The 24,047-nt window shown below is 71.1% G+C and carries 20 protein-coding genes and 1 pseudogene; 14 read left to right on the top strand and 7 right to left on the bottom strand.

Translation table 11 applies throughout. The features are described 5' to 3' along the window. Positions 1–94 precede the first annotated feature (94 nt). On the top strand, positions 95–847 hold the full coding sequence (locus ABZU32_RS10350; protein ID WP_354919867.1) for a maleylpyruvate isomerase family mycothiol-dependent enzyme: 753 nt from the start codon (positions 95–97) through the stop codon (positions 845–847). A 92-nt stretch (positions 848–939) separates the two neighbouring features. Continuing rightward, positions 940–1,584, top strand: a complete 645-nt coding sequence (locus ABZU32_RS10345; RefSeq protein WP_354919865.1) for a restriction endonuclease — start codon at positions 940–942, stop codon at positions 1,582–1,584. Positions 1,585–1,662: 78 nt separating this feature from the next. Here ABZU32_RS10345 and ABZU32_RS10340 read toward each other — a convergent pair whose 3' ends face one another. Then, on the bottom strand, positions 1,663–2,928 hold the full coding sequence (locus ABZU32_RS10340; RefSeq protein ID WP_354919863.1) for a serine hydrolase domain-containing protein: 1,266 nt from the start codon (positions 2,926–2,928) through the stop codon (positions 1,663–1,665). Between the two features lie 193 nt (positions 2,929–3,121). Here ABZU32_RS10340 and ABZU32_RS10335 point away from each other — a divergent pair, with 193 nt between their 5' ends. From ABZU32_RS10335 to ABZU32_RS10315, 5 genes are all read left to right on the top strand, one after another. Beyond that, complete coding sequence (locus ABZU32_RS10335; RefSeq protein ID WP_354919860.1) at positions 3,122–4,333, top strand: pectinesterase family protein; 1,212 nt, start codon at positions 3,122–3,124, stop codon at positions 4,331–4,333. Between the two features lie 252 nt (positions 4,334–4,585). Then, positions 4,586–5,005, top strand: coding sequence for a hypothetical protein (locus ABZU32_RS10330; protein WP_354919857.1), 420 nt, complete (start codon positions 4,586–4,588; stop codon positions 5,003–5,005). After that, positions 4,995–6,278, top strand: a complete 1,284-nt coding sequence (locus ABZU32_RS10325) for a hypothetical protein (protein ID WP_354919854.1) — start codon at positions 4,995–4,997, stop codon at positions 6,276–6,278. The genes ABZU32_RS10330 and ABZU32_RS10325 overlap by 11 nt, the downstream gene beginning before the upstream one ends. A gap of 95 nt (positions 6,279–6,373) precedes the next feature. Continuing rightward, positions 6,374–6,961 carry a hypothetical protein gene (locus ABZU32_RS10320; protein WP_354919851.1) on the top strand — a complete coding sequence of 196 codons (588 nt, stop codon included), beginning with the start codon at positions 6,374–6,376 and terminating at the stop codon, positions 6,959–6,961. A gap of 52 nt (positions 6,962–7,013) precedes the next feature. Beyond that, positions 7,014–7,907, top strand: coding sequence for a hypothetical protein (locus tag ABZU32_RS10315; protein WP_354919849.1), 894 nt, complete (start codon positions 7,014–7,016; stop codon positions 7,905–7,907). A gap of 121 nt (positions 7,908–8,028) precedes the next feature. On the opposite strand, the gene ABZU32_RS10310 is transcribed toward ABZU32_RS10315, so the two are convergent. Together ABZU32_RS10310 and ABZU32_RS10305 are read right to left on the bottom strand one after the other, a co-directional pair. Beyond that, positions 8,029–8,559, bottom strand: coding sequence for a dihydrofolate reductase family protein (locus ABZU32_RS10310; protein WP_354841016.1), 531 nt, complete (start codon positions 8,557–8,559; stop codon positions 8,029–8,031). Between the two features lie 91 nt (positions 8,560–8,650). Next, positions 8,651–8,848, bottom strand: coding sequence for a hypothetical protein (locus ABZU32_RS10305; protein ID WP_354919846.1), 198 nt, complete (start codon positions 8,846–8,848; stop codon positions 8,651–8,653). Positions 8,849–9,019: 171 nt separating this feature from the next. Between ABZU32_RS10305 and ABZU32_RS10300 the strand changes: the two genes are divergently transcribed. From ABZU32_RS10300 to rbsD, 6 genes and pseudogenes are all read left to right on the top strand, one after another. Next, the gene (locus ABZU32_RS10300; RefSeq protein WP_354919843.1) at positions 9,020–10,144 is read left to right on the top strand and encodes a LacI family DNA-binding transcriptional regulator; all 1,125 of its coding nucleotides are present in this window, start codon (positions 9,020–9,022) and stop codon (positions 10,142–10,144) included. Next, a complete protein-coding gene (locus tag ABZU32_RS10295) occupies positions 10,141–11,670 on the top strand; it encodes a sugar ABC transporter ATP-binding protein (RefSeq protein ID WP_354919840.1) in 1,530 nt (509 codons plus the stop codon). Before ABZU32_RS10300 ends, ABZU32_RS10295 begins: the two co-directional genes overlap by 4 nt. Beyond that, positions 11,654–12,610, top strand: a pseudogene (locus ABZU32_RS10290) (ABC transporter permease); the annotation flags it as partial. The gene ABZU32_RS10295 and the pseudogene ABZU32_RS10290, both read left to right, overlap by 17 nt. 185 nt (positions 12,611–12,795) lie before the next feature. Continuing rightward, positions 12,796–13,755 (top strand): D-ribose ABC transporter substrate-binding protein, encoded by a 960-nt coding sequence (locus tag ABZU32_RS10285; RefSeq protein ID WP_354919837.1) that lies wholly within the window; start codon positions 12,796–12,798, stop codon positions 13,753–13,755. Positions 13,756–13,760: 5 nt separating this feature from the next. Beyond that, positions 13,761–14,846, top strand: a complete 1,086-nt coding sequence (locus ABZU32_RS10280) for a ribokinase (RefSeq protein ID WP_354919834.1) — start codon at positions 13,761–13,763, stop codon at positions 14,844–14,846. Further along, positions 14,843–15,232, top strand: a complete 390-nt coding sequence (gene rbsD / locus ABZU32_RS10275; RefSeq protein ID WP_354840999.1) for a D-ribose pyranase — start codon at positions 14,843–14,845, stop codon at positions 15,230–15,232. Before ABZU32_RS10280 ends, rbsD begins: the two co-directional genes overlap by 4 nt. A gap of 132 nt (positions 15,233–15,364) precedes the next feature. Here the strand turns inward: rbsD and ABZU32_RS10270 are convergent, their stop codons facing one another. Continuing rightward, the gene (locus ABZU32_RS10270) at positions 15,365–16,219 is read right to left on the bottom strand and encodes an alpha/beta hydrolase (RefSeq protein WP_354919831.1); all 855 of its coding nucleotides are present in this window, start codon (positions 16,217–16,219) and stop codon (positions 15,365–15,367) included. A 188-nt stretch (positions 16,220–16,407) separates the two neighbouring features. Further along, entirely contained in the window at positions 16,408–17,184 is a 777-nt protein-coding gene (locus ABZU32_RS10265; protein WP_354919828.1) for a maleylpyruvate isomerase family mycothiol-dependent enzyme, read from the bottom strand. Between the two features lie 504 nt (positions 17,185–17,688). On the opposite strand from ABZU32_RS10265, the gene ABZU32_RS10260 reads away from it, so the two are divergent. Continuing rightward, a complete protein-coding gene (locus ABZU32_RS10260) occupies positions 17,689–18,657 on the top strand; it encodes an alpha/beta hydrolase (RefSeq protein ID WP_354919825.1) in 969 nt (322 codons plus the stop codon). Between the two features lie 87 nt (positions 18,658–18,744). Here the strand turns inward: ABZU32_RS10260 and fxsT are convergent, their stop codons facing one another. Together fxsT and ABZU32_RS10250 are read right to left on the bottom strand one after the other, a co-directional pair. After that, positions 18,745–22,731 carry an FxSxx-COOH system tetratricopeptide repeat protein gene (gene fxsT / locus ABZU32_RS10255; RefSeq protein ID WP_354919823.1) on the bottom strand — a complete coding sequence of 1,329 codons (3,987 nt, stop codon included), beginning with the start codon at positions 22,729–22,731 and terminating at the stop codon, positions 18,745–18,747. Further along, positions 22,724–23,989 (bottom strand): TIR-like protein FxsC, encoded by a 1,266-nt coding sequence (locus ABZU32_RS10250; RefSeq protein WP_354919820.1) that lies wholly within the window; start codon positions 23,987–23,989, stop codon positions 22,724–22,726. Before ABZU32_RS10250 ends, fxsT begins: the two co-directional genes overlap by 8 nt. Positions 23,990–24,047: the final 58 nt, after the last annotated feature.

Below are 24,047 nucleotides of genomic sequence, written 5' to 3'. Positions count from 1 at the left end.
GAGTGGGCAGGAAGGACCTCTCTGATCCGCCGAGTCGGGAGGGGGCGGGGAAATGGGTGAGCGCGGAAGTCAGGTGGGCTGGTTCGATGGGGGCATGGAATCCTCCCGTCTTCTCCAGCATCTCGCGGAGAACTTCTCGCTCCTGCGTGCCGCCGTCGTCGCCACCGACCCCACGGCCCCCGTGCCGTCCTGCCCCGACTGGACCGTGGCCGATCTGGTGGAGCATGTCGCCAAGGTCTATCTGCACAAGGTCGAGTGCATCCGGCTCGGCGCGTTCCCCGACGACTGGCCCGAGGCCATCCCCGCGGACCCGGTCACCGCGCTCGACCGGTACTACGAGCGGCTGACCACCATCTTCGCGGAGCACACGCCCGCCGACCCGGCGGCCACCTGGCACGAGCCCGACCAGACGGTCGGGTTCTGGATCCGCCGCATGGCCCAGGAGACCGTCATCCACCGCATCGACGCCGAGCTCGCCGCCGGGGGCGGCCTCTCTCCCATCGCCGGCGACCTGGCCTTCGACGGAGTGGACGAGGTGCTGAAGCTCTTCGTGGGGTACGGGAGCACCCGCTGGAAGGACGAGTTCGGCACGCTGCTCGACGCGCCCGACTCCCGGCCGCTGTCGATCGCCACCGGCCACCATGCCTGGACCCTGCGGGCCGTCCCGGGCGAGGTGGAAGTGCGGGACGCCGCCACCGGCTTCGACGGCGACGCCCTGGTGAGCGGCGAGGCCGAGCCGCTGCTGCTGTGGCTGTGGAACCGCGGCGGCGGCGACGCCGTCCGCCTGTCCGGCGACCGGGCACTGCTGGCCCAGTTCCAGGCCCTGCGCACCGCCGCCACCCAATGACCGCCCGCCCGCGCCGTTGAGCGGGCCCGGAATTGTCGGTGGCGGCGTTCACACTCGTCGGTGAGACCACCTGACTTCCGAGGAGGTTCCCGATGGCGCGACGACGGCCCGCCCGGCGCGGAGGGCGCGGCTCCGGCGGTGAGGGCATCATGTGGGCGGTCGCGGGGCTGGTGGCGGCGGTCCCCCTGGTCAACGCGACGGTGAAGTTCGTGCGGGCGTCATGGCCGGGGCTGCTGATCGCCACCCTCGCCGCCGGGGCCGTCCTGCTGGGGGTGGCCTTCCTGGCGGCCCGCCGGGCGCGCCGCCATCGCGACCACTACCTCCAGGCCAACGCCCGCCTGGAGGCCATCGACCGCATGAGCGGCGAGCGGTTCGAGCACCTGGTGGCCGAGCTGCTGCGGCGGGACGGCTTCCGCAAGGTCCGCGTGGTGGGCAAGGCCGGGGACGGCGGGGTGGACATCCTGGCCACCGCCCCGGACGGCCGCCCGTTCGCCGTGCAGTGCAAACGCTGGACCGGCAATCTCGGCGCTCCGCACGTCCGCGAGTTCCTCGACGCTCTCGCCCACACCTTCGCCGGTCACACCGGCGTCCTGGTCACCTCCAGCGGGTTCACCCCGCCCGCCCTCCGCGAGGGCCAGGCCGCGGCCCTGGCGATGGTCGACCGCGGCGACCTCGCCGAATGGGCCCTCGGCACTCCTCTCCCCGCCCTCCTGACCCACCACCGCCTCAGCGTCTGAGGCCCCGGCCGGCGCCGTCCCGCACCAAGCATGAACCCGCCGTCAGCCGGCACGGCCGTCAGAGGGAGTGAGAGGGAGTCAGAGGGAGTAGGCAGGGAACAGGTCGGTGGTGGGCCAGGTGGTCACGGCGTTGGCGGCCTTGTGCAGCAGGGCGTCGATGTCGCCGTACCCGAGGCCGGAAGGGTCGTCGCGCTGGTCGAAGAGCACGACCCAGCTCAGGCCGTCGTTCCTGCGCACCATGAGGGTGGAGGTGCCGGGGAGCGATCCGTCGTGCCAGGTGTTCCTGCCGGTGCCGCCGGTGACCGGGCGCACCATCCAGCCGAGCCCGTAGTACCAGCCGTCGGCGTTGACGCCGGTGGCGGGCTTGGCGAACGTCTTGGTGATGGAGGCCGAGGTGAGCACCCCGGCGGCGTCGTAGAGGCGGGTGAACCTGGCCAGGTCGACGGCCGAGGAGAGCCAGCCGCCGTGGCCGGCCATGTTCTCCAGGTTGAAGCCGCCGTACGGGGCCTGGACGAGCGCGCCGGTGGTGTCCAGCACCGTCGAGCCGGGCTTGGTGGAGAAGTACGGCACCTCGGTGGAGCGCCGCAGGGACTTCGCCGACCTGCCGAGCACCATCCGGCCGATCTTGATCGGCGCGAGGATCTTCTGCTGCACGTAGGTGGCGTACGCCTGCCCGGAGACCTTCTCGATGACCTTCTGCAGGAGCAGGTACCCGTAGTTGGAGTAGGCGTACTTCGTGCCCGGGGCGAAGTCCATCCGGCGTCCGCTCACGTACTTGATGATCTGTGCCTGGGTGACGGGCAGCGTCCCGCCGACCGCCGCGGCGACGGCGCGGTCGGCGAACATCGGGTCGGGGGTGACGGCGCGGTCCCAGCCGCCAAGGTGCTGCAGCAGGTGAAGCACGGTGACGCTCGCGAGCCGGGCGTCGGCGGCGGTGCTCAGCCCGAGCAGCGGCGCGACCTTCGCGGTCAGGCTCAGCTTGCCGTCCTGCACGAGCTTCATCACGGCGGCCGACGTGACCGGCTTGCTGAGGCTGGCGACGCGGAACAGCGAGGTCGGCTGGGCGAGGGCGGTGGTGTTCTCGGTCCAGTTGTAGCCGCGGGCCAGCACGAGCCTGCCCTTGCGCACGACGGCGAGCGAGGCGTGCGGGATGCCGCGCGCCTGCATGAACGCCTTGAGCGTGTTGTCGAAGGACGCCAGGCTTGAGGCGCTCTTACCGGTGACCTTCCACACCTGGGCGGCGGCCCTGCCGCTCGTCCCGGCGACGGCCGGCAGCGCCCGCGACGCGGCTCCCACCGTGGCGGCCCCCGCGAGCAGCCGTAGCGTGTCTCTGCGCGTGAGCATGCGAATCCCCCGATCGACGATCAACTCGGCTCATGACAGGCCGAGGATCTGTAAAGGATCTTACGGGTAGCCGTTGAGCTCCGTGACGGCTTCGCCGGGGTGTGCGCCGGTATTGACAGGGCCATGGTGGCTCCTTAGCTTTCAGGTGTTCTCATACATGGAAGCCGTTCACATGTGTGTACGAGGAGAGGCCATGTCGTCATCCCCAGGATCCTTCGCGCGGCGTCAGGTGCTGGCCGGCGGCATGGCCGTCGCCGCCGGCGTCCTGCTCGCCCCGGCGGCCGCCCTCGCCGGCACATCCGGCCCCGACACCGAGGCCCCCGGCGTCCAGGACCCGGCCACGCAGGGCTCGGCCACGAACGACGCGGCCGCCTCGGGCGCGCGCACCCGTCCGTTCGGGCGCCATGGCTCCCCGGCCCACCGGCTGCACGAGCGCACGCTGTACGTGGACGCGCAGGGGCGGGGCGACCACACCACCGTCCAGGCCGCCGTCGACGCGACCCCGGACGGCCCCGAGCGCGGCTGGACTCTGGTCATCGCCGCGGGGACCTACCGGGAGACGGTGACGGTGGCCCGGGCCAAGACCGGCCTCGCCTTCGTCGGCGCCACCGGCGACCCCCGCGACGTCACGATCGTGTACGGCAACGCCTCCGGCACCCCCAAGCCGGACGGAGGCACCTACGGCACCAGCGGGAGCGCCACGACCACGGTCCAGGCCGACGGGTTCACGGCGCTGCGCCTCACCTTCGCCAACGACTGGCTGCGCGCCGACCACCCGGAGGTCACGGCGACGCAGGCGGTGGCGGCGAAGGTCATGGGCGACCGGTCGGTGTTCGACGGGTGCCGCTTCCTCGGCCACCAGGACACCCTGTACGCCGACACCGTCGGCCTGGCCGCCTTCGCCCGGCAGTACTACCGCCACTGCCACATCGAGGGCGACGTCGACTTCGTCTTCGGCCGGGCCACCGCCGTCTTCGACCGGTGCGCACTGGAGATCCTGCCCCGGGAGGTGACGTTCCGGCCCTACGGGTACGTCTTCGCGCCCAGCACGGCCGCGGCGAACCCGCACGGGTTCCTCGCGGCCAGGTGCGCGATCAACGGCGCGGTCCCCGACGCCTCCTACGGCCTGGCCCGCCCCTGGCGGCCCGGCAGCGACCCGACCGCCGTTCCGATGCTGACCGTCCGCGAGACCCGGATCGGGCCCGGCATCGATCCGGCCACCCCCTATGTGGACATGAGCTCCGGCTATCACTGGCAGGACGCGCGATTCGCCGAATATCGCAATTTCGGCCCTGGCGCCGCGATTCCCGTCCCGGAGAACCGGCCCCAGCTGACGCCCGCGCAGGCCGCCGAACGGACCGTCCGCACGCACCTCGGCGATTGGCGCCCGTCGATCGAGATATAGCGTCCGACGGCCCGGCGACCAGCGGAACGGGTCCCCACCTGGGGCTCGGCGCCGTCCACGGAAACACTCCCGCCGCCCTCGCCAGGGCCGACCGATGTCCATAACTCGTCGTTGACATGATTGTCGGTTCCTTACTCAGTAAACATTCATGCGAAATGCCACGATGCGTGGAAAAACTCCGCGGGGCGCTGCATACTGGCCTGGCATCAGCCGTCCAGTGGGGAACGCGTCGCACGCAGAGGAGTTCAAGCGATGGATCCCGCCCTGGCCGGCCTCGCCGCCGCCGCGGGAGCGGCTCTGGTCCAGGCCATGACCCGTGACACCTGGGAGGCGACCAAGGCGCGCCTGGGGAAGATCTTCGGCCACCACGCCGCCGCCCGCGCCCCCGACCTGGTGCGCGAGCTCGAGAGCAGCGAACGGCGCCTGCGGGAGTCCCCCGTGGTCCTCACGCCGGTCGCCGAAGAGGAGGGCCGCCGCTGGGCGGGCCTGCTCGCGGACTTCCTGGCCGAGCACGGGGAGGCCGCCCCCGAGGTCCAGGAGCTCGTGCGCGACCTGCACCTCGCCGGGCGCGACTCCTTCACCGTGGTGCAGCGGATCACCGCCGGGCGGGACGCCTACACCGCCGGCCGCGACCAGAACGTGCCCCCGGGCGCGGACGACGATGAACGGTGACCGCGTCCAGCGGGTGGCGGCCCGGCGCGACGCGTACACGGCCGGACGCGACATGCACGTGACCGTCGTGCGCGAACCGCCGGGGCCGTCCGGGGCCCTCGCGCCGGCGCGGCCGGGGGTCTCCCGTGCCCCCGGGCGCGCCGCGCGCGACGGCCGCGGGGCGGCATCCGGCCAACGCGGGACGACGTACGACGGGGTCGGGACGACGTACGACGGGACGATGTACGAGGGCCGCGAAGGGGATGAAAGGGGCGTCTATCGGCGGGAACGGTCGCTGTTCATGCACTACGTCAACCCGGAGATCCTGGCCTGCCAGGGCCGGGACGCCACCGGGCACGACACCGGGCGCATCCTCGAACAGGCACTGCGCACGACGCGCCTGGCCGTCCTGCTGACCGACGCCTACCTCATCTTCCCCTCCTCGTACATGTTCGAACTGCCATGGTTCGCGGTGTTCCTGGAGCGGATGGCGCCGCTGGTCCGCGAAGGACTGGTCCGGCACACCTCGCCCACGCCGGAGCTGACCGCCTACCGCGACCTCAAGGCCCGCGAGTACCGCCACGACGAGCGCAACCCGTACTCGGCGCCGCCGCCCCGGTTGCGTTCGGCGCCGGAGCCCATGTGGTACCCGCGCTTCGGCAGACCGACGGCCGCCGGCATCACCGAGCTGTGGGTGCGGGCGCTGGCCCCCGGAGGCGACCTGACCGGCGTCGTGCACGCGATGGCGCGCGCATGGCGCCGCCCGCACGGCAGGGTCGCGAACATCCTGGCGAAGTCGCCCGACCGGCTGGAGGGGCAGGCCTTCGTCGCCCGCTTCGTCGCCAGGACACTGCCCGCGCCGGTGCCGGGGGACGCCGGGAGCCTGCTGGCACTGTTCCTGTCAGCCGCCTACCTGCGCTGCTATGTCCGCGACCTGGACACCGCCGTTCTCATGGACCTGCCGATCGGGCCGCTCTCGTGCCGGCTCGGCGAGACGGAGGAGATGAAAGGGCGGGTGCTGTCCTCCCGCCGCCTCGATCTCGCGCTCCGATGGCTGCGCGTGGATCACTTCGTGCACCGCACGGCGACCTGGAAGGAGCTCGTTCTTCTGAGATCCAGCCCTGAGTTCGGCATGATGACCTCGATGCTGTTCGGGAACGGCTCGGCGGACGCCTTCAGGCTCGCGGTCATCGGCGCCGGGAGGTCGCGGCGCTTCGGTCCCGCCGTCACCTGTGGGGACGCGCTGTCCAACGTGGCGGCCGTGGTGGATCGGATGGCCCGCACGCTCGGCTGACCGCTCCCGGTATCCCGCGCCGGACCGGCCGCGGGCCGGGCGTCCGGGGCGGGTGAGCGCCGCGGGCGGTGCGATCAGGGCGAGGGAAAGCACCAGTGAAGGTCTCGGTGTACTGCTCCGGTTCGATCACCAAGGGTTCTCGCGACCGCGGGAAGCTCACGTGGTCCGACACGGAGAGGATGGAGGTCGCCAAGGGAGCCGCGCCGCACGAGGTCGTCTTCCTCAACCCCGACGACCCGATCACCGACCCGGGCAACACCCTCGGGCAGTTCGGCCGTGACATGTACCAGGTCATGATCGCGACAGCGGTCGTGGTGGACGCGCGCGAGAGGCGGGGCCTGGGCATCGGCGTCGAGATGGCCGCCGCGGCGGCCTTCGGCACGCCCGTCGTCACCGTCGCGCCGCCGAACTCCAAGTACCGGGCCGACCTGCTCGAATATCGGGGAGCGACCGTCCACGACTATGTCCATCCGCACGTCGCCGCGCTGTCGGCGGCCGTCGTCGAGGACTTCCTGCGCGCCGGCGAGGCCCTCGCGGCGCTGGTGGAGGCCGGTGGCGTGCCCGCGACGGGCGACGTGCCCGGCTGGCTCGGCGGGGCGATCAGCGAATACCGCCACAACGTCCTCCACGGGGACGTCCCGATGCTGGAGGCGCTGCGGCTGCTCGACCGAACCCCGGGATGACCGGCACCACCTGAGGGCCGGCCCGGATCCTGGACGACCCGAAGGAGGCCCCATGGTGCTCGACACCGAAGGCAGCACCGCGGAACTGATCGAGACCGGGACGCACGGCTCCCGGCTCTACGTCGTGCGCAACGAGGCGCTCGAACGCATGCTCTTCGACCGCAACCTCATCGGGGCCGGATTCCGGCGCGCCTGCCTGGCGTCCAGCCGTCACTTCGCCGGCCACCTCGCCGACGAGTACGACCCGGCCAGGACGGCCGAGCTGGTGATCCTGAGCAAGGGGCTGGTGTACCAGCTCGGGGACGCGGTCCTGCGGCAGAGCGGGCACAATCTGCCGCTGAACCTGGTCGCCACCTCGCGCGTGGCCGTGTCGGGCGCGTCGGCGCACGTCGAGGTGCCCTACGCGCAGATCGAGGCGCCCGCCGACACGCTGCTGATCGCCGACACCGTCGCCTCCGGGGCCACCGTCATCGCCGCCGTCGGCCGCTACCTGGAGACGCACGCGCTGAAGCGGCTGTACGTCCTGTCCTACGCCGGGGCGCTGCGCGGGGCGCGGCGGATCGCCGCGTACTGCGCGGCCAGGGGCGTGCGTCCGACGTTCCTGTTCGGACTGGCCGCCTTCGGCCTCGGCCTGAACGGCTTCGACCTGTCCTTCCTGCACCCTGAGACGGTCACCCGGCGCGCGTACGTCGAACGGGCCGCGCGGCAGTTCTCCGGCAAGGCGGTCTCGGCGGTGGGATGGGACTTCGGCTCCCAGGTGACCGCGCCGGGCAAGTACCGGCGGCTGTGCTGGCTGGAGGCCGAGGTGTGGGGCCTGCACGGTAGCGACTGCCTTGCAGTGGCCGAACGGCCCGAGAGCTGGTCGGGGCTCGTCCACGAGCGCGCCGCCTACGCCGCCGCCCTCGGCCCCGGCTGGAAGCGCGTCATCGACGCCCCGGACAGGTGACCCGCGACAGCCGACCCGCCGGCCTCGGGGAGGCGGGCGTCCGCCGGTCGCCACGCCCGCCTCCGCCAGGACGACCCGGGGTCGCTCCGCCCGGCGATATCCATCAGGCGCTGCGCATGGTTCAGCGGCTGTAGTCCAGGAACAGCGTGCCGTTCTTGCCCCGTTCGACGTCGAGCAGCGTCCACGACTGTACGTCGTCGCCCTCGAACACCCGCCTGCCGTGCCCCACCACCGCCGGTGCGACGACCAGTCGCAACTCGTCGACGAGCCCGGCCTGCAGCAGGGAGCGCGCCAGGTCGATGCTGCCGTGGACGCCGATGTCACCGCCGGATCCCTGCTTGAGGGCGGTCACGTAGTCGCGCACCGGGGTGGTGACCGGGGTGGAGTTCGCCCACTCCTGAGTGAGCGGGCTGGAGGTGACGACGTGCTTGCGGGTGCCGTTGATGAAGTCGGCGAAGGGCTGGAAGTCCGACGTGGGCCAGTAACCGGCCCAGTAGTCGTAGGTCCCGCGTCCCAGCAGGACCTCGTCCTGGGTGGAGATGACCCGGTCGAGGTAGGCGATGAGCTGGGGGCCGTCGTCGGCCATCCAGTCGCCGTCCTCGAAGGCGATCCCGTCCAGCGACATCAGATGGTAGAGCACGATCTTGCGCATGTGGCACTCCTAGCCGTTGATCGCGTTCGTGGCGGAGATGCTACCGCGCTTGCGGCCCGATCCGAGCGGCCAGCCTGGCGAGAGGGCGGGCTCAGAGGCCGCCGGCCTCGCCCCATTTGCGGGCGTCGAAGGCACGCTCCGGGACGTCCTGCGGAAGGTCGGTCTTGATCTCTTCCACCATCTGGCTCGGCAGGATCCGCTCGGGCAGCTGCCCGAACCTGACGAAGCGCAGGAAGGCGTACTCCTCGTCGGTGAAGCGCTCCGCGGGCGCGTCGTCGTCCTGGCCCATCGGTGACCTCCTCGGTGCCGGATCCATTGTCACCGGCGGCCACCCGGAGCCGCAATGCGGGTCTTTCACCCGTTTCCGGGGTCGGATGATGTGACACAGGTCACGAGATGTCCGGTTTACAGCCATGTAATCGATTACATACCCTCATGAAATCGATTACATGGAGGACCGATGGCCCGGATCAAGGATGTCGCCGCGCAGGCCGGCGTCTCCGTCGCCACGGTCTCCCGCGTGCTGAACGACAGCCCGTCCGTCACCGAGGAGACCAGGAGCCGGGTGTACGCCGCGATGACGGCCCTGAACTACGTGCCGAACGCCGTGGCGCGCTCCCTGCGCACCGAGGCGACCCGGACGCTCGGGCTGATCATCGGCGACATCCTCAACCCGTTCTTCACCGAATTGGCGCGGGCCGTCGAGGACGGGGCGCGGGAGGCCGGATACACCGTGGTCATCGGCAACGCCGACGAGCGGGCCGACCAGCAGGACCACTACGTGCGCACCCTGCTGGAGCAGCGGGTGGACGGGCTGCTCATCTGCCCGACCGCCGAGGTCACGCCGCTCATCGAGGAGGTCGCGCGCGGCGGGCGGCCGCTGGTCTTCCTAGACCGGACCCTTCCCGGCCTGGACGTCCCCTCGGTGCGCGCGGACGGGACCGAGGCGATCAGACGGCTGGCCGGCCACCTGCGCGCCCTCGGCCACCGGCGGGTCGCCTTCATCTCGGGGCCCGGCACGCTGTCCACCGGCCGTGAGCGGACAAGGGCGTTCCTCATGGCGGCGGCCGAGACCGGGCTAGAGGTGCCCCCGGAGTACGTCCGGGTCGGCGACTTCCGGGCCGGCAGCGGGCAGGCGCTCACCGCCGCGTTGCTGGACCTTCCCGAGCCGCCCGAGGTCATCTTCCTGGGCGACAACCTCATGGCACTCGGTGCGCTGGACGAGATCCGGAAGCGGGGGCTTCGGATACCCGGCGACATCGGGCTGGCGTCGTTCGACGACGTGCCGTGGTTCAGTCACACCGACCCGCCGGTCACCGCGATCAGCCAGCCGACGGCGGAGCTGGGCCGCGGCGCGGTGCGCGTGCTGCTGGACATCCTGGGGGGAAGGCGCGCCGACTCGGTGGTGCTCCCCGCCCACCTCGTCGTCCGCGAGTCCTGCGGCGAAGCCCGACCGCACGCACGTCCCCCGGACGGGCACGACCGCACACCGGACGGGCACCCGGACACACCGGACGGGCACGAGGTCAGACCGGACGGGCACGGGGACACACCGGACGCGGTCGTCGGAAGGGGAACGGCATGAGCGAGCGGGGGGCGGGCCGCACGGACGCGCGGGAGGTCCTGCGGGTCGAGGGCCTGGGCAAGCGGTTCCCGGGCGTGGTGGCCCTGGACGGCGTCGACCTCGTGCTGCGCGCGGGAGAGGTGCACGTCCTGCTGGGCGAGAACGGCGCCGGCAAGAGCACGCTGATCAAGATGCTCTCCGGGGCCTACCACCCCGACTCCGGCCGCATCCTGGTGGACGGCGCGCCGGTCGAGATCCGTTCGGCGGCCGACGCCCGGCGGCTCGGCATCGCCACCATCTACCAGGAGTTCAACCTCGTCCCCCAGCTCACCGTCGGGGAGAACCTCGCCCTCGGACGGCCGCCACGCCGGTTCGGCCTGGTCGACACCCGGCGGATGCACGAGCAGGCCCGCGGGCTGCTGGCGCGGGTCGGCGTCGAGGTCGACCCGCGCACGAAGGTCGCCGACCTGGGCATCGCCCGCATGCAGATGGTCGAGATCGCCAAGGCGCTGGCGCTGGACGCCCGCGTCCTGATCATGGACGAGCCGACCGCCGTGCTGACGACCACCGAGGTCCAGCGGCTGTTCACCATCGTCCGTCAACTGCGCGACCAGGGGGTGGCGGTGGTGTTCATCACCCACCACCTTGAGGAGATCGGGCAGGTCGGCGACCGGGTGACCGTGCTGCGGGACGGGCGCTCGGTCGGCGAGGTGCCGGCGACGACGCCGCAGGAGGAGCTGGTCCGGCTCATGGTGGGCCGGCCCATCGACCAGCAGTACCCGAGGCAGGCCGCCGACGCGGGGCCGCCCCTCCTACGGATCAACGGCCTGACCAGGGCCGGCGCCTTCACCGACGTCTCCTTCGAGGTGCGGGCGGGGGAGGTCGTGGGCCTGGCGGGCCTGGTCGGCGCCGGCCGCACCGAGGTGGCGCGGGCCGTGTTCGGCGCCGACCGCTACGACTCGGGCGAGGTGCTGATGGACGGCCGCCCGCTCCCCCGCGGCGACGTGCACGCCGCGATGGAGGCCGGGCTCGGCCTGGTCCCCGAGGACCGCAAAGGCCAGGGGCTGGTCCTCGGCGCGGACGTCGCGGAGAACCTGGGCCTGGTCACCCTCCGCCGCGCGACCCGCGGCGGGTTCGTCGACCGCTCCGGGCAGCGGGCCGCGGCCGGCCAGGTCGCGGCGCGGCTCGGCGTGCGGATGAGCCATCTCGGCCAGGAGGTCCGCACGCTCTCGGGCGGCAACCAGCAGAAGATCGTGATCGGCAAGTGGCTGCTCGCCGACGCCCGCGTGCTCATCCTGGACGAGCCGACGCGCGGCATCGACGTCGGGGCCAAGGTCGAGATCTACCAGTTGATCAATTCCCTCACCGCCTCCGGGCACGCGGTCCTCATGATCTCCAGCGACCTGCCGGAGATCCTCGGGATGAGCGACCGCGTGCTGGTCATGGCCAGAGGCAGGCTCGTCGGCGAGCTCGACGCGGCCGAGGCGACACAGGACTCGGTGATGGCCCTGGCCGTCACCGAGGTGGAGGATGCTCGTGTCCACTGACGTGCTCACCCGGCGCCCCGCGCTGCGCGGGCTGCTCGCCGAGAACGGCCCGGTCGTCGCGCTGGTCGTGCTCGCGGTCGCGCTGTCGCTGATGTCCGGCGACTTCCTGACCGTGACGAACCTGCTCAACGTGGGCGTGCAGGCGGCGGTCACCGCGATCCTGGCGTTCGGCGCGACGTTCGTCATCATCACCGGCGGCATCGACCTGTCCGTCGGCGCGGTGGCGGCGCTGTCGGCGATCACGCTGGCCTGGACGGCCACCTCCGCCGGGCTTCCCTGGCCGGTGGCGGCGGTGGTCGCGCTGGTCGTCGGCCTGGCCTGCGGGCTGGTCAACGCCGCGCTGATCGCCTACGGCCGGCTGCCCCCGTTCATCGCCACGCTGGCCATGCTGGGCGTGGCGCGGGGGCTGGCGCTGGTCGTCTCGCAGGGCAGCCCGATCGCGATGCCCGACGCCGTCTCCCGTCTCGGCGACACGCTCGGCGGGTACCTGCCGGTCCCGGTGCTGGTCATGGCCCTCATGGGCGTGGTCACGGCGGTCGTGCTGAACCGCACGTACGCCGGGCGCGCGATGTACGCCATCGGCGGCAACGAGGAGGCCGCCCGGCTGTCCGGCATCAAGGTGGACCGGCAGAAGCTGATCACCTACGCCCTGTCCGGGGCGTTCGCCGCGATCGCCGGCATCGTCCTGGCCAGCCGCCTGGCCTCCGCGCAGCCGCAGGCGGCGTCGGGCTACGAGCTGGACGCCATCGCCGCCGTCGTCATCGGCGGGGCGAGCCTGTCCGGCGGCAAGGGCCGGGCGCTCGGCACCCTCGTCGGCGCGCTGATCCTGGCCGTGCTGCGCAACGGCCTGAACCTGCTGTCGGTCTCGGCCTTCTGGCAGCAGGTCGTCATCGGTGTGGTGATCGCGCTGGCGGTGCTGGTCGACACCCTCCGCCGCCGCGGCTCCGGCTGAACGCCCCGGCGCCGCGCCACCGTCACCGCCCCGGCGCCGCGCCACCGTCGCCGCCCCGCCATACGCCCGCGGCGGCGGCCGGGCGGCCGGGCGGCCGCACCGCCCGCCCAGACCGTCCATGCCCTCTGTCCCCGACCTTCCGAACCACCGCGACACCAACGAGGTAGACCATCATGCGAATCCCCGCCCTTGTCCTGGCCGGCGCGGCGCTCACCCTCGGGCTCGCCGCCTGCGGTTCCGGCTCCTCCGGAGGCGCCTCCTCCGGGGGTTCCGGCGGCTCAGGCGGCTCAGGCGTGAAGATCGGGATGTCGATCTCCACGCTCAACAACCCCTACTTCGTGCAGTTGCGCGACGGAGCCGAGGCCGAGGCCAAGAAGCTCGGCGCCACCCTGACCGTCACCGACGCGCAGAACGACGCGTCCCAGCAGGTCAACCAGGTGCAGAACTTCACCAGCCAGAGCATGAAGGCGATCATCCTCAACCCGGTGGACTCCGACGCCGCCGCGCCCGCCGTCAAGCTGGCGGAACGTTCCAGCATCCCGATCCTCGCCGTCGACCGCGGCGTCAACAACGCCCAGGTCGCCCAGACGGTCGCCTCCGACAACGTGGCCGGGGGCAAGCTCGCGGCCAAGGAGCTGGCTGAGCAACTGGGCGAGAAGGGCAAGGTCGTCGTCCTGCAGGGCGTCGCGGGCACCTCCGCCGCGCGCGACCGCGGGCAGGGCTTCACCGACGGCGTCAAGGCCTACGCCGGCATCCAGGTCGTCGCCCAGCAGCCGGCCGACTTCGACCGGACCAAGGGCCTGGACGTCATGACCAACCTGCTCCAGTCCCACCCGGACATCACCGGCGTCTTCGCCGAGAACGACGAGATGGCCCTCGGCGCCATCAAGGCCCTCGGCGCCAAGGCCGGCAAGCAGGTCAAGGTCGTCGGCTTCGACGGCACCCCCGACGGTCTCAAGGCGATCCAGGACGGCACCCTGGCCGCCAGCGTCGCCCAGCAGCCCGCGTTGCTCGGTCAGCAGGCCGTCCAGAACGCCGTCAAGGCCGCCGGCGGCGAGAAGCTGCCGGCCACCCTCGACGTGCCGGTGAAGATCGCCACCAAGGACAACCTCTCCGAGTTCTCGGCCTCCTGACCGTCATGGCCACCGATGAAGTGATCAACGACCGCCCCCCGGACGGCCCCGGCGACCCCCATGCCGCCGGGGGCGCACCAGGGCCGCGGCCGTACAGCCCCGCCACGACCCCCGGCGCCGACCCAGACGAGCCCGTCGCGACCACCGGCAGCAAGCCGGACGAGCCTGTCGCGGCCACCGGCGCCGGGCCGAGTGGTGGTGGCGCGGCGTGGCCGTACGACGTCGTGGTCGTGGGGTCGGTCAACATGGACCTGGTGGTCCGCGTCGACCGGCGTCCTCGCCCCGGCGAGACCGTCCTCGGCTCGGACCTGGCCACCTATCCCGGCGGCAAGGGCGCCAACCAGGCCGTGGCCGCCGCCCGGCTCGGCGGGCGCGTGTCGATGCTCGGCCGGGTCGGCGACGACGCCTACGGCGGGCTGCTCCGCGAGGCCCTCGAACGCGACGAGGTGGACCTCCGCCACCTGCGGCCGACGGCCGCGCCGACCGGGGTGGCGATGATCTCGGTTGGGCCGGAGGGCGACAACAGCATCATCGTCTCCCCCGGCGCGAACGCACGGCTGAGCGAGCAGGACGTGGCGGAGTCCGGCGACCTGCTCCGTTCGGCCCCGATCGTCTCCCTCCAATTGGAGACGCCCCTGCCCACGGTCCTCGCGGCGGCGCGGGCGGCGCGCCGCGTGGTCCTCAACCTCTCGCCGCCCGCTCCTGTGCCGGACGAGTTGCTGGCCCGGTGCGATCCGCTCGTCGTGAACGAGCACGAGGCCGCGATGGTGCTCGGCGTGGCGGCGCGGCCACACGTCCAGGCCAAGGCGCTGCTCGCCCTCGGCCCCCGGTCGGTGGTGATCACCCTGGGCGCGGACGGCGCCCTCGTCGCCGGCGCCTCGGGGATCACCGCGATCCCCAGCCCGCGGGTCGAGGTGGTGGACACCACGGGCGCCGGGGACGCGTTCACCGGCGCGCTGGCCTGGCGGCTGGCGCGCGGTGACAGCGTCGCCGCCGCCGCGGCGTTCGCGGTGCGGGTCGGCGCGGCGACGGTGCGCGCGGCGGGGGCTCAGAGTTCGTTTCCGACCTTGGAGGAGGTCGAGGGGCCATGAAACGCACGGGCATCCTTAACGCCGCCCTCGCCGGGGCCATCGCCCGGCTCGGGCACACCGACGAGGTGCTGATCTGCGACAGCGGCATGCCGCTGCCGTCCGGCGCGCAGGTCGTGGACCTGGCGTTCCTGCCAGGGATCCCCTCGTTCGCCGACGTGCTGGACGGCATCCTGGCCGAGATCGTGGTCGAGAGCGCCATCGCCGCCCAGGAGGTCCGCTCGGCCAACCCCGGCTGCGCCGCCCTGCTGGCAGAACGGCTCCCCCGCCTGTCGCATGTGCCGCACGAGCGGCTCAAACACCTGACCGGCGCCTGCAAGCTCATCGTCCGCACCGGCGAGGCCCACCCCTACGCCAACGTCATCCTCCGCTGCGGCGTCGCCTTCTGACCGGTCGGCCCCCTTCCAGGGACGCCCCCCAGCAGCCTGTCACTTCACCTCGCGACCGCCTCAGCACCCTGGTTACCGGCCCGTCAACGAAGTGGCCCCGGGAAGACCATGGTCAAGAGCAGCAAGGACGCCTCACGCGGTCGCCTCAGCACACCCCATGGCCGGTCCGTCACCGAAGCGGCCGGCGGAAGGGCCATGGTCAAGGGCGGCGAGGATGCCCTTCGCGGTCGCCTCGGGCATCTCGGCGTGCGGGTAGTGTCCGGCGCCCTCGACCAGCAGAAGCGCAGCCGGACCGCCCAGCTTGGCGGCGATCGACCGCGCCTCGGCCGCCGGGTCGGCGAAGTCGCGGTCCTTGGTGCCCATGACCACCAGCGCCGGACAGCGCACCTCCGGATAGCGGGTCACCACCCCTGCCAGGGACACCTCGATCTGGGCGCGCAGCGCCGCCGCCCGTCCCGGCTCGCGCAGGTTGGTCCTGATCGCGCGCAGGTGGTCGTCGAAGTCGGCGGGCCGCGCCGTCGGGTAGGACGAGCGCAGGAACATGCTCCACAGATACGGACTGCGGCCCACCGCCCGCGAGGCGAGCCTCATCCACGACTTGACCGGCGTGTCCCCGGAGAACGAGCCGATCAGCACCAGCTCGGCGACCAGCCCGGGCTCCCGCGCGGCCGCCCACACCGCCGAGGCGCACCCGATGGAGTGCCCGACCACGATGGCCGGACCGCCGAGTACGCGGGCGAGGGCCAGCACGTCCTCTCCGATCGGCACGACGTCGTAGCTCGGCCAGTCGGCGCTCGACTCCCCATACCCGCGCACGTCCATCGCCGCCACCCGGTACCCGGCCCGCGCCAGACGCGGCCCCAGGAACCGGAAGGTCGCCCGCGTGTCCCCCATCCCGTGCACCAGGATCATCGGCCGCCCGTCCTCGGGCCCCGTCACGTCGTAGGCGACCCGCCCCCCGGCCCTTTCCAGAAACCTGGTCCGCATCGCCGCTCTCCTCCCACTTGACGAGAGCACCGCTCTCCCGCAGGACCAGTCAACACGAGACCACCCATCACCGTCAAGAGCAGTGCTCTCGAACAAGTGCACTGCCTACCATCCCCCATGGCGGCAGAAGGACGCCGCTCCCCCACCGCAACCAGGCGCCGCCACCGCCGTGACCTTCTCCCACCGGGTCAGAAGGCGGTCTTGGTCAGCCAGCGGTCGAGGAGGGGCCGGTCGCCGAAGAGCTCGTAGCGGTCCTCGGCCGGGTCGCGGCGGCCGTAGAGGAGGAGAAGGAGATCACCGGCGGTCCCGCGTACGGCGACGTCGCCCTTTCCGTGGCCCCGCTCCCAGGTGAAGCCGCCGGGCACCAGCGTCACCGTCCACTCCCCCGCCTCGCCGGCGTCCGTGGCATGGAAGTGCAGCCGCTCTCCGCTCCCCGCCGGCTCGGCGAAGCCCTCGGTGAGCCACGGGGCGACCCGCAGATTGTCCAGGAGTTCCTCGGACCCGTCCACCGCGACCGGCACGGCGATGTCCGGCTCGCGCCCGAGCGCGATCTCGGCGTCCGCCCGGTGCACCGTGGACTCGTGCAGCATCCGCCGCGCCCAGAACACCGAGTTCGTCTCGCCTCCCCATGACCACACCGGGACCTCGCCCCCCGCGGCCCGCAACGTCGTCACCAGGGTTTCGCCGCCCTCTGCCAGCCAGGAGGAGTACTCCGCGTCGTCCTCCGGCAGCTTCACCGGCACCTCCCGCGACGTGACCGGCGTCCGGGTCCGCTCACGGACGATGTGCTCCGCCCACCGATGGATGATCCCGACGTGCCTGACCAGCTTCCCCACCGTCCACCCCGGACAGGTGGGCACCTCCACCGCGAGGACGGCCCCCTCCACGACCTCCGCGAGCCGCGCCACCTCCGCCTCGACCGCCGAACAGTACCTCTCGTGCGACCAGCCATCTCCCACAGTCATGCCCGTGAGCGTAACCCCGCACCGTCCCCACACCGAGAGAGAAACCCGCCCCGGCGGCATTACATGGTGACGCTTCGGACACCAGATCATCGGTCGGACATGTGTCACAGTAATGGCAAATGGCGATGAAACCTCCACAACAACCGCAGAGAGTCCTGGCGCGAAGACGCCCATAGGCGCACAGAATGGCAACCAGAGGGCTGGAACGAATGCTTTTAGGGGACCCGTGACCCGAAGCGCGCTATGGTAACCCGTACCTACGTCGCGTAAGGTTGAGGGACCTTCGCTGTGCGGTTCGGCAAGGCCGACGTTGGAACATCTCAAGGCGTCGGCTCATCCGGGCAGGCCCGGCGGGGTGCACTCCTACGTCACGCCTGTGCACGCATCGTGTCATGGCACGTGTATTTTCGGCCATGATTGCGCCGGGGAGGCATCCGCGTCTCGGTGAACCCCACCGGCCGCGGGTATCCCTCGGCTCGACGACGCTCTTGGATGGGGAGAGATGTGCTGACCGAGCACGATGTGCCGCCGACGCGTGACGTGAGGCTGCAAGATGGCGTGCCCACAAGGAGCATCCCCTACGGGCGAGACGGCCGGCTCGCCGTCACCGAGTGGGGCGACCCCTATGGCACTCCCGTCTTCTTCTTCCACGGCACTCCCGGATGCCGCGTGGGGCCACTGCCGAAGACATCCTTCCTCTTCCGTCACCGCATCAGGCTCATCTGTTACGACCGCCCTGGTTACGGCCGTTCCACCAGGCGTGAGAAACGCGCGGTGAGCGACGGCGCCGACCAGGTGCGCACCATCGCCGACCGGCTCGGCATCGAGCGTTTCGCGGTCGTCGGCCGATCGGGCGGCGGGCCGCACGCACTGGCGTGCGCGGCGCTCCTGCGTGAGAGGGTCACCAAGGCGGCGACCCTGGTGACGCTGGCGCCGCCCGACGAGGGCCCCGACGGCATGGGCCGCCGGTGGTACGACGACATGGCGCCCTCCAATATCAAGGAGTACGAGGCCGCGTCGCAGGGCACCCGGTATTTCACCGAATTCCTCGAGCCGAGAGCCCAGGATATCCGCGAGAAACCGACCTCCCTGATCCGCGGGTTCTTTCATGAACTTCCGCAGTCCGATCGGCGTATCGTCATGAATGCGGTCGTCCGTAAATCGCTGACCCAGGGTTATGAAATCGCGTTGAAGAGCTCTTTCGGCGGCTGGGTGGACGACGCCGTGGCATTCCGCAACCCGTGGGGGTTCGACCTGGCGCTCATATCGGCCCCCGTCCGACTGTGGCACGGCGCGGATGACATCTTCTCCCCCGTGAGTCACACTGGATGGCTCGCCGAGAAGATACGCGGCGCCGAACCGCTCATCCAGCAGGGCGTCGGTCATTTCTCGGCCATTTACGCCCTGCCCAGCCTTCTCACCTGGCTCACGGCCGGGGCGTCGTCCTTCGCCCGGCCGGCCTACTGCGGATGAGCGCGAGCGCCGCCTGACCCACGGGTTCGGCACGGCCGGGCCCAGGCCGTCCAACGGCCTGGGCGTGCGGCGTACGGGCGCGCGTGGTCAGACGGGGAGCGCCTCCAGGTCCAGGGTCATCCGGCGGTCGCCTTCCAGGAACTCCAGCAACTGGTGGGTTTCGCCGAGCACGGCGCGGAAGGAGTTCAGCGTCTCCTCCCGCAACGACCGCGCCTCGGAGTCGTGGTCGGCGTAGGACAACGTCTTGGCGAGGTTGGCCGAGCAGGCCAGGGTGTCGGGGTGCGTCGGTCCGAGCGTGTCGCGCAGCGCCTGGAGCGTCGCGCGCTCCAGGCGCAGCGCTTCACCGAGGTTTCCCAGGTCGGTCAGGCAGTTGGCGTAGTTGACGGCGCTGTACAGGGTGTAAGGGTGGTTGTCTCCGAGCATGACTTCCATGGCGCGGAAGGTGTCGGCGGCCATGCCCGCGGCCTTCTCGGGGGACTCGGCCTCGCGAACGTAGATCGACAGGTTGTTGGCCGCGATCAGCGTGTAGGGATGCTCGGGTCCCAGCATTCCCGCGAACGCGTCGCGCACCTTGCTCACGATGTCGCGGGCCTGGCTCTTCTCACCCAGCGCGGCGAGGTCGGAGGCCAGGTTGATGCGGCAGACCAGCGTGTCGGGGCTCTCCACGCCGTACACCCGCTCGAACAGCTTGCTGGTCTGCTCGGTGAGCTGGAACGCCTCGGAGTAGAAGCCGGCCTTCCGCAGGGAGACGCCGAGGCTCTTCGCGGTGCGCAGCGTGTCGGGGTAGTCCTCGCCGAGCAGCGTGCGGTGCTGCTCGTACATCTGCCGCAGCAGCTGCACCGACTTGGTGTACTCCCCGGCGTCCCGCAGGTCGCCGCCGAGGTTGGCGCCGGAGAACAGCGTGTAGGGGTGCTGCGCGCCCAGGACGAGGATGCGGCGCTGGTAGGTGTCCTCGTCCACGTCCCGGGCGTCGGCGAACCTGCCCACCGTGCGAAGCGACACCGCCAGGTTGTTGGCCGCGGCCAGGGTGCGCGGGTGATCGTCGCCGAAGTTCTCCTTCAGCCGGTCGAAGGTGTCGGTGGCCATCCGCAGCGCGTCGGCGTACTCCCCCAGCGCGCGCAGGTCGGCGGCCAGCCCCCCCGCCGTCATCAGCGTGTGGGGATGGTTCTCGGCGTTGGCGCCGAAGAAGACCCGCTGCCGGGTGAGCACCTCGTCGTCGGTGCGCCGCGCCTCGATGTAGAGGCCCTGCGATCGCAGGACGTTGGCCACCTGGAACCGCAGGTGCAGGATCTGCCGCTCGATCGTCTCCAGTTCCTGATCATCGGGGGCGGGTTCGGGATCGCCCGTGAGCCGCCCGCGGACGAGGGGGTAGCGCACGAGCCACGCCGCCTCCAGTTCCTCGCCCAGGGCGATGGCGTCCTCGAACTGGCCGCGCCGCCACAGATAGCGCACCCGCTCGATCAGCAGGTCGCGGATCGGCTCCCTGCCCCACTCGATGGCCTTCGACGGATCGAGGTGCGGCCAGATCTTGTCGTACTCCTGCCACTTGCTCTGGTCGTCCACGTCGCTGTCCCACGGCCGGGCGCGCACGAGGATGGCGTGCACCTCGCGCGCGGCCGTGACCTGCTCGTCCTCCGACATCCGGTGGCGGACCATGCCCTGCACGAGCCGGTGGACGACCACGGACTTGATGGCCTGGTCGAGCCGGGCCAGCCCGAAACGGCTGATCTCCTTGATGACCCGTCCCATGACGAGCTTCTCGCGCAGCGCCGGGTCGTAGGGCACCAGCGCGCGCCTGGCCTCGTCGCTGTAGAGCATGTCGATGGAGATGGCCTCCGGCGCGAAGAAGGCGCAGAGCTGGAGCAGCCGGGTGCCGGCGGGCGAGCGCTGCTGCAGCTCGGTGAAGGACACCTCCCAGGCCGCCGCGACCGGGGTCGGGTAGTTGGCCGGCTTGTTGAGCGACAGGACCTGCGACATCTTGGTCTTGAGCTGGTCGACGTAGTCACCCGGGGCCATGCCCGTCTCTGAAAGCCAGGCGGCGGCCTGCTCGATGGCGAGGGGCAGGTCGCCGAGAGCGTCCGCCACCATGTCGGCGTCCTCACGGCTCAGCGCACCGACCCGCTGCACCAGGTGCTGCACGCTCTCTTCGCGGGTGAAGACGTCGACCTCGAGCGGGGTGGCGAGCTGTGACCACTCCTGCCCGCGGGAGGTGATGATGACGTGGCCGTGCCCGCCGGGCAGAAGGTTCTCGATGTCGGCCGGCTCGTGCGCGTTGTCGAACAGCAGCAGCCAGCGGATCTGGGTGTCGCGCTGCAGCTTGCGCCGCAGGCTCTGCAGAACGTCCTCGACGTTGTCGCCGACCGGGATGCCGAGGTGCTCCGCCAGGTCGACGAGCGCGGGAATGGCCAGGGCCGCCTGAGCGGAGGGGACATACCAAAGCACGTCGTAGTCGGCGGTGAAGCGGTGGGCGTACTCCAACGCCACCTGGCTCTTGCCGATGCCGCCCAGGCCGTGCAGCGCCTGCGGCACGACCGCGGCGGTGTTATTGCCGCCGATGAGCTGGTCGCGCAGCCGCTCCAACAGCGTGCCGCGGCCGGTGAAGGCGGTGTTGCGGGTGGGCAGGTTGCTGATCACCGGCTGGGTGCGGGGGAACCGCGCGCCGGAGGAGGCCGTCGCCGACAGGCTCTGCACGTCGCGCGGCGACTGGCCGAGCGCCCGCATGACCGCCATGGTGGCCTGGTCCTCGTCGATGCGGACGAGATCGACGGCCGGCGGGTCGCTGAAGGGGTAGGCCGTGCGCATGTCGGCGACCCGCACCGGCACCACGACCGGGCGCCCGGCAGAGCCGGCACCGGCCGACAGGCCCGGCCACAGCTCGCGTACCCGGGGCGAGCGGACGTAGGCGGGAGAGAGCACGGCGATGAAGTGGTCGACGCCGCCCCGCTCGGGCCTGGCGTCGGAGGGCTCGTCGAGGGTCTCGCAGTGCATGTGGACCCGGAAGTCGGCGCGGACGAGCAGAGACTGCAGCCACTCCGCCCAGATGCGGTCCTCGGGGACGTAGCTGAGGATCACGTCCCCCGGTGCGACCGGCCGGACACGGGTGAACAAATCGCGATAGCGGAGCCGCTGCTTCTCGTCGATGGGTACGTTGCTGAGCTCGATGCCGGTGACGACCTCGGTGAGGCTCTCGTAGGCCTTGAGCATCGAGCGAGCCGTGTTGGGGACGTCCACGAACGCCGCGAGGATCTCCTCGAAGGCGTAGAAGGGGCGGTAGGGGATCTCGACGGAGGCCCAGTAGCGGTCGGGCTCGGCCCTGCCGGGGCCGGTGAGGAAGCGGTCGAACTTACTGCGGGCGTAGGCCCGTCCCGCGTCGAGCTTCTCCTTCTCGGCGCTTTCTTCGACCCGCATGGGGACGGGGAAGATCTGCATGCTGCGGCCGGTGCTCGCCTGGCTGACGTCACGGGCGACGTTGGCCGCGCCCTCGATGCCCTGGTCGCTGAGAGTGAAGCAGTCGACGAGCCGGTCGGGCAGGTGCATCGTGCAGATGTCGGCGATGTCGCTCAGTCCGGTGCGGCTGTCGATCAGCACGAAGTCGTAATCGCGTTTGACACTGGACCGCAGCGCGTCGAAGAACAGGCCGCCGCCGAGTTGGTCCCAGAAATTGTCCCAGTCGAACGAGGCGATCAACGACGAGTACTCGCGGTTCTGCCTGCCCGCGGACATGAAGTCCAACCGGCCGGGGGCAGGAAATCCGTTCCACTTCAACGGGGTCACATACGGATGGACCTGCGCGTACTGCTCATACCAGTCGTCGGGCCGCGGCTCGTCCAGAACGGCCGCCCACGCGTATTCCTGCAGCATTTCGACGACACCCGGCGTATCGCTGATGCCCGCGGTCAGGAATGGATGGAAGAACTTGTGCAGCCCCGGCGACTCCAGGTCCCAGTCGATGGCCAGCACCTTATGGCCGTTGCTCGCGAGGATCCACGCGGTGTTGGCCAACGCCATCGTGCGTCCCGTTCCACCCTTGTACGAGTAGAAGGTGATGATCTGACCTTCTTGGTGGTCACGCATCTCGATCCTCACGGTTTATCCGATTCTCTGCGCCATCCGGTCCCCGCAGTCTCAGGCGCGAGGCCTGCGGCCCGGTGGGAGGATGAGCCGTCGTATGCTTGAGATACTGATTTCCCACGCGGTGCACAACGGCGCGCAGAGTGCGGCCGAACTCTTCGATGGTCGATGTATCCCGTGCCGAAATCCTAGAGCTCATTCGCCCTTCCACGAGCCTGCGGCGCAGAACCTCCTCCAATTTCCGCGCCAGCTCGCCTTCGAGCCGATACGTCTGATCGTCGTCGCGGTTCCAGGGGACGATGATGTCGATCCACGGCTTGTCCAGATCGTCCAGCCGCCTGAGTTGCCGGAGCAGTTCGGGATCGTCGCCCGCCCACGGGTCGATGATGAGCACCGCGGGCGCCGAGGGCGGCTGGGACCCGAGCACCTCCTCGGCACTGTCGCGCAGAATGAGAACCTCGGGGGCGTACTCCAGGTTGCGCACCAGATCGGTCGCGTAGTCCGCCAGAGTGGTCGTGCTCTGCGGATAGTACGGATTCCACTCGGCGTCCTCACCCCCGTAATAGGCGCCGCTCCTGGCGGGGGCCCTCTGGGCCGGGGCCAGCACGATCTGCAGTTTTCGGCGGGGATAGCCGGTGAAGGCGTTGTGCACCGCCTGGTAGCTCATCTCCTCGCCCGGCAGCACGCGAGAGGACTCGGCCGCGTCGACGATGCGCTGGGCCAGTTCGGCCACCGACGCCTCGTAGGCCTGGTTCAGATCGGTGCGCATCATGCCGTAGAGGCCGAGCCGCTGGTAGGTCTCGCCCATCGCCGCCGCGTCGAACTTGACCTCCTCGGTCGCGGCCGGCACCTTCGGCGGCGGCGTCGGCACCCACAGAGCGGGGACGATCGCCTTGATCTGCTCCGACTCGCTGACCGACCGCCTCACCCGGCGCGCGAAGACCGCCCACTCGCGCCCGCAGCGCTCGCTGACGAAGTAGCGCGGCGCGTAGAGCGGGACGAAGACGCGGCACGACCGCAGCGCCGCGGCGGTGCGCGGCGACCAGCCGGCCCGTGGCCGCTCGTCGTCCATGTAGCCCACCACGTCGGAGTCCCCGAGCGCCGTCGACTCGGCGACCACGCGCGACAGCCTCTCGAAGAACGCCCTGACCCACTCGTCCGGGTCTCCGGTGTCCTCGGGCCCGTATTTCGGCGTCGGCTCGTAGCTGAGAAAGAAGTAGGGAGCGCGATGGTCGATGTCGCCGGGCGTCAGAATGGACATGTCACATCACCTCGCCCGCGCGATGACGGGAATAGGGGCGGCCGCGTACCGCGTCCCG

Origin of the sequence: Sphaerisporangium sp. NPDC005288, assembly GCF_040607475.1 — a bacterium.
GTDB lineage: Bacteria > Actinomycetota > Actinomycetes > Streptosporangiales > Streptosporangiaceae > Sphaerisporangium > Sphaerisporangium rhizosphaerae.
Note: the sequence above shows the minus strand (reverse complement) of the source record. Positions and strands in the feature narration are given on the sequence as shown.

What these genes read in the sequence shown, in the direction of transcription:
- ABZU32_RS10250 (WP_354919820.1), bottom strand. Translation starts at nt 23,989, where the DNA reads ATGTCCATTCTGACGCCCGGCGACATCGACCATCGCGCTCCCTACTTC.
- ABZU32_RS10315 (WP_354919849.1), top strand. Translation starts at nt 7,014, where the DNA reads ATGGTGCTCGACACCGAAGGCAGCACCGCGGAACTGATCGAGACCGGG.
- rbsD (WP_354840999.1), top strand. Translation starts at nt 14,843, where the DNA reads ATGAAACGCACGGGCATCCTTAACGCCGCCCTCGCCGGGGCCATCGCC.
- fxsT (WP_354919823.1), bottom strand. Translation starts at nt 22,731, where the DNA reads ATGCGTGACCACCAAGAAGGTCAGATCATCACCTTCTACTCGTACAAG.
- ABZU32_RS10310 (WP_354841016.1), bottom strand. Translation starts at nt 8,559, where the DNA reads ATGCGCAAGATCGTGCTCTACCATCTGATGTCGCTGGACGGGATCGCC.
- ABZU32_RS10295 (WP_354919840.1), top strand. Translation starts at nt 10,141, where the DNA reads ATGAGCGAGCGGGGGGCGGGCCGCACGGACGCGCGGGAGGTCCTGCGG.
- ABZU32_RS10325 (WP_354919854.1), top strand. Translation starts at nt 4,995, where the DNA reads ATGAACGGTGACCGCGTCCAGCGGGTGGCGGCCCGGCGCGACGCGTAC.
- ABZU32_RS10280 (WP_354919834.1), top strand. Translation starts at nt 13,761, where the DNA reads ATGGCCACCGATGAAGTGATCAACGACCGCCCCCCGGACGGCCCCGGC.
- ABZU32_RS10305 (WP_354919846.1), bottom strand. Translation starts at nt 8,848, where the DNA reads ATGGGCCAGGACGACGACGCGCCCGCGGAGCGCTTCACCGACGAGGAG.
- ABZU32_RS10285 (WP_354919837.1), top strand. Translation starts at nt 12,796, where the DNA reads ATGCGAATCCCCGCCCTTGTCCTGGCCGGCGCGGCGCTCACCCTCGGG.
- ABZU32_RS10330 (WP_354919857.1), top strand. Translation starts at nt 4,586, where the DNA reads ATGGATCCCGCCCTGGCCGGCCTCGCCGCCGCCGCGGGAGCGGCTCTG.
- ABZU32_RS10345 (WP_354919865.1), top strand. Translation starts at nt 940, where the DNA reads ATGGCGCGACGACGGCCCGCCCGGCGCGGAGGGCGCGGCTCCGGCGGT.
- ABZU32_RS10300 (WP_354919843.1), top strand. Translation starts at nt 9,020, where the DNA reads ATGGCCCGGATCAAGGATGTCGCCGCGCAGGCCGGCGTCTCCGTCGCC.
- ABZU32_RS10350 (WP_354919867.1), top strand. Translation starts at nt 95, where the DNA reads ATGGAATCCTCCCGTCTTCTCCAGCATCTCGCGGAGAACTTCTCGCTC.
- ABZU32_RS10270 (WP_354919831.1), bottom strand. Translation starts at nt 16,219, where the DNA reads ATGCGGACCAGGTTTCTGGAAAGGGCCGGGGGGCGGGTCGCCTACGAC.
- ABZU32_RS10340 (WP_354919863.1), bottom strand. Translation starts at nt 2,928, where the DNA reads ATGCTCACGCGCAGAGACACGCTACGGCTGCTCGCGGGGGCCGCCACG.
- ABZU32_RS10265 (WP_354919828.1), bottom strand. Translation starts at nt 17,184, where the DNA reads ATGACTGTGGGAGATGGCTGGTCGCACGAGAGGTACTGTTCGGCGGTC.
- ABZU32_RS10335 (WP_354919860.1), top strand. Translation starts at nt 3,122, where the DNA reads ATGTCGTCATCCCCAGGATCCTTCGCGCGGCGTCAGGTGCTGGCCGGC.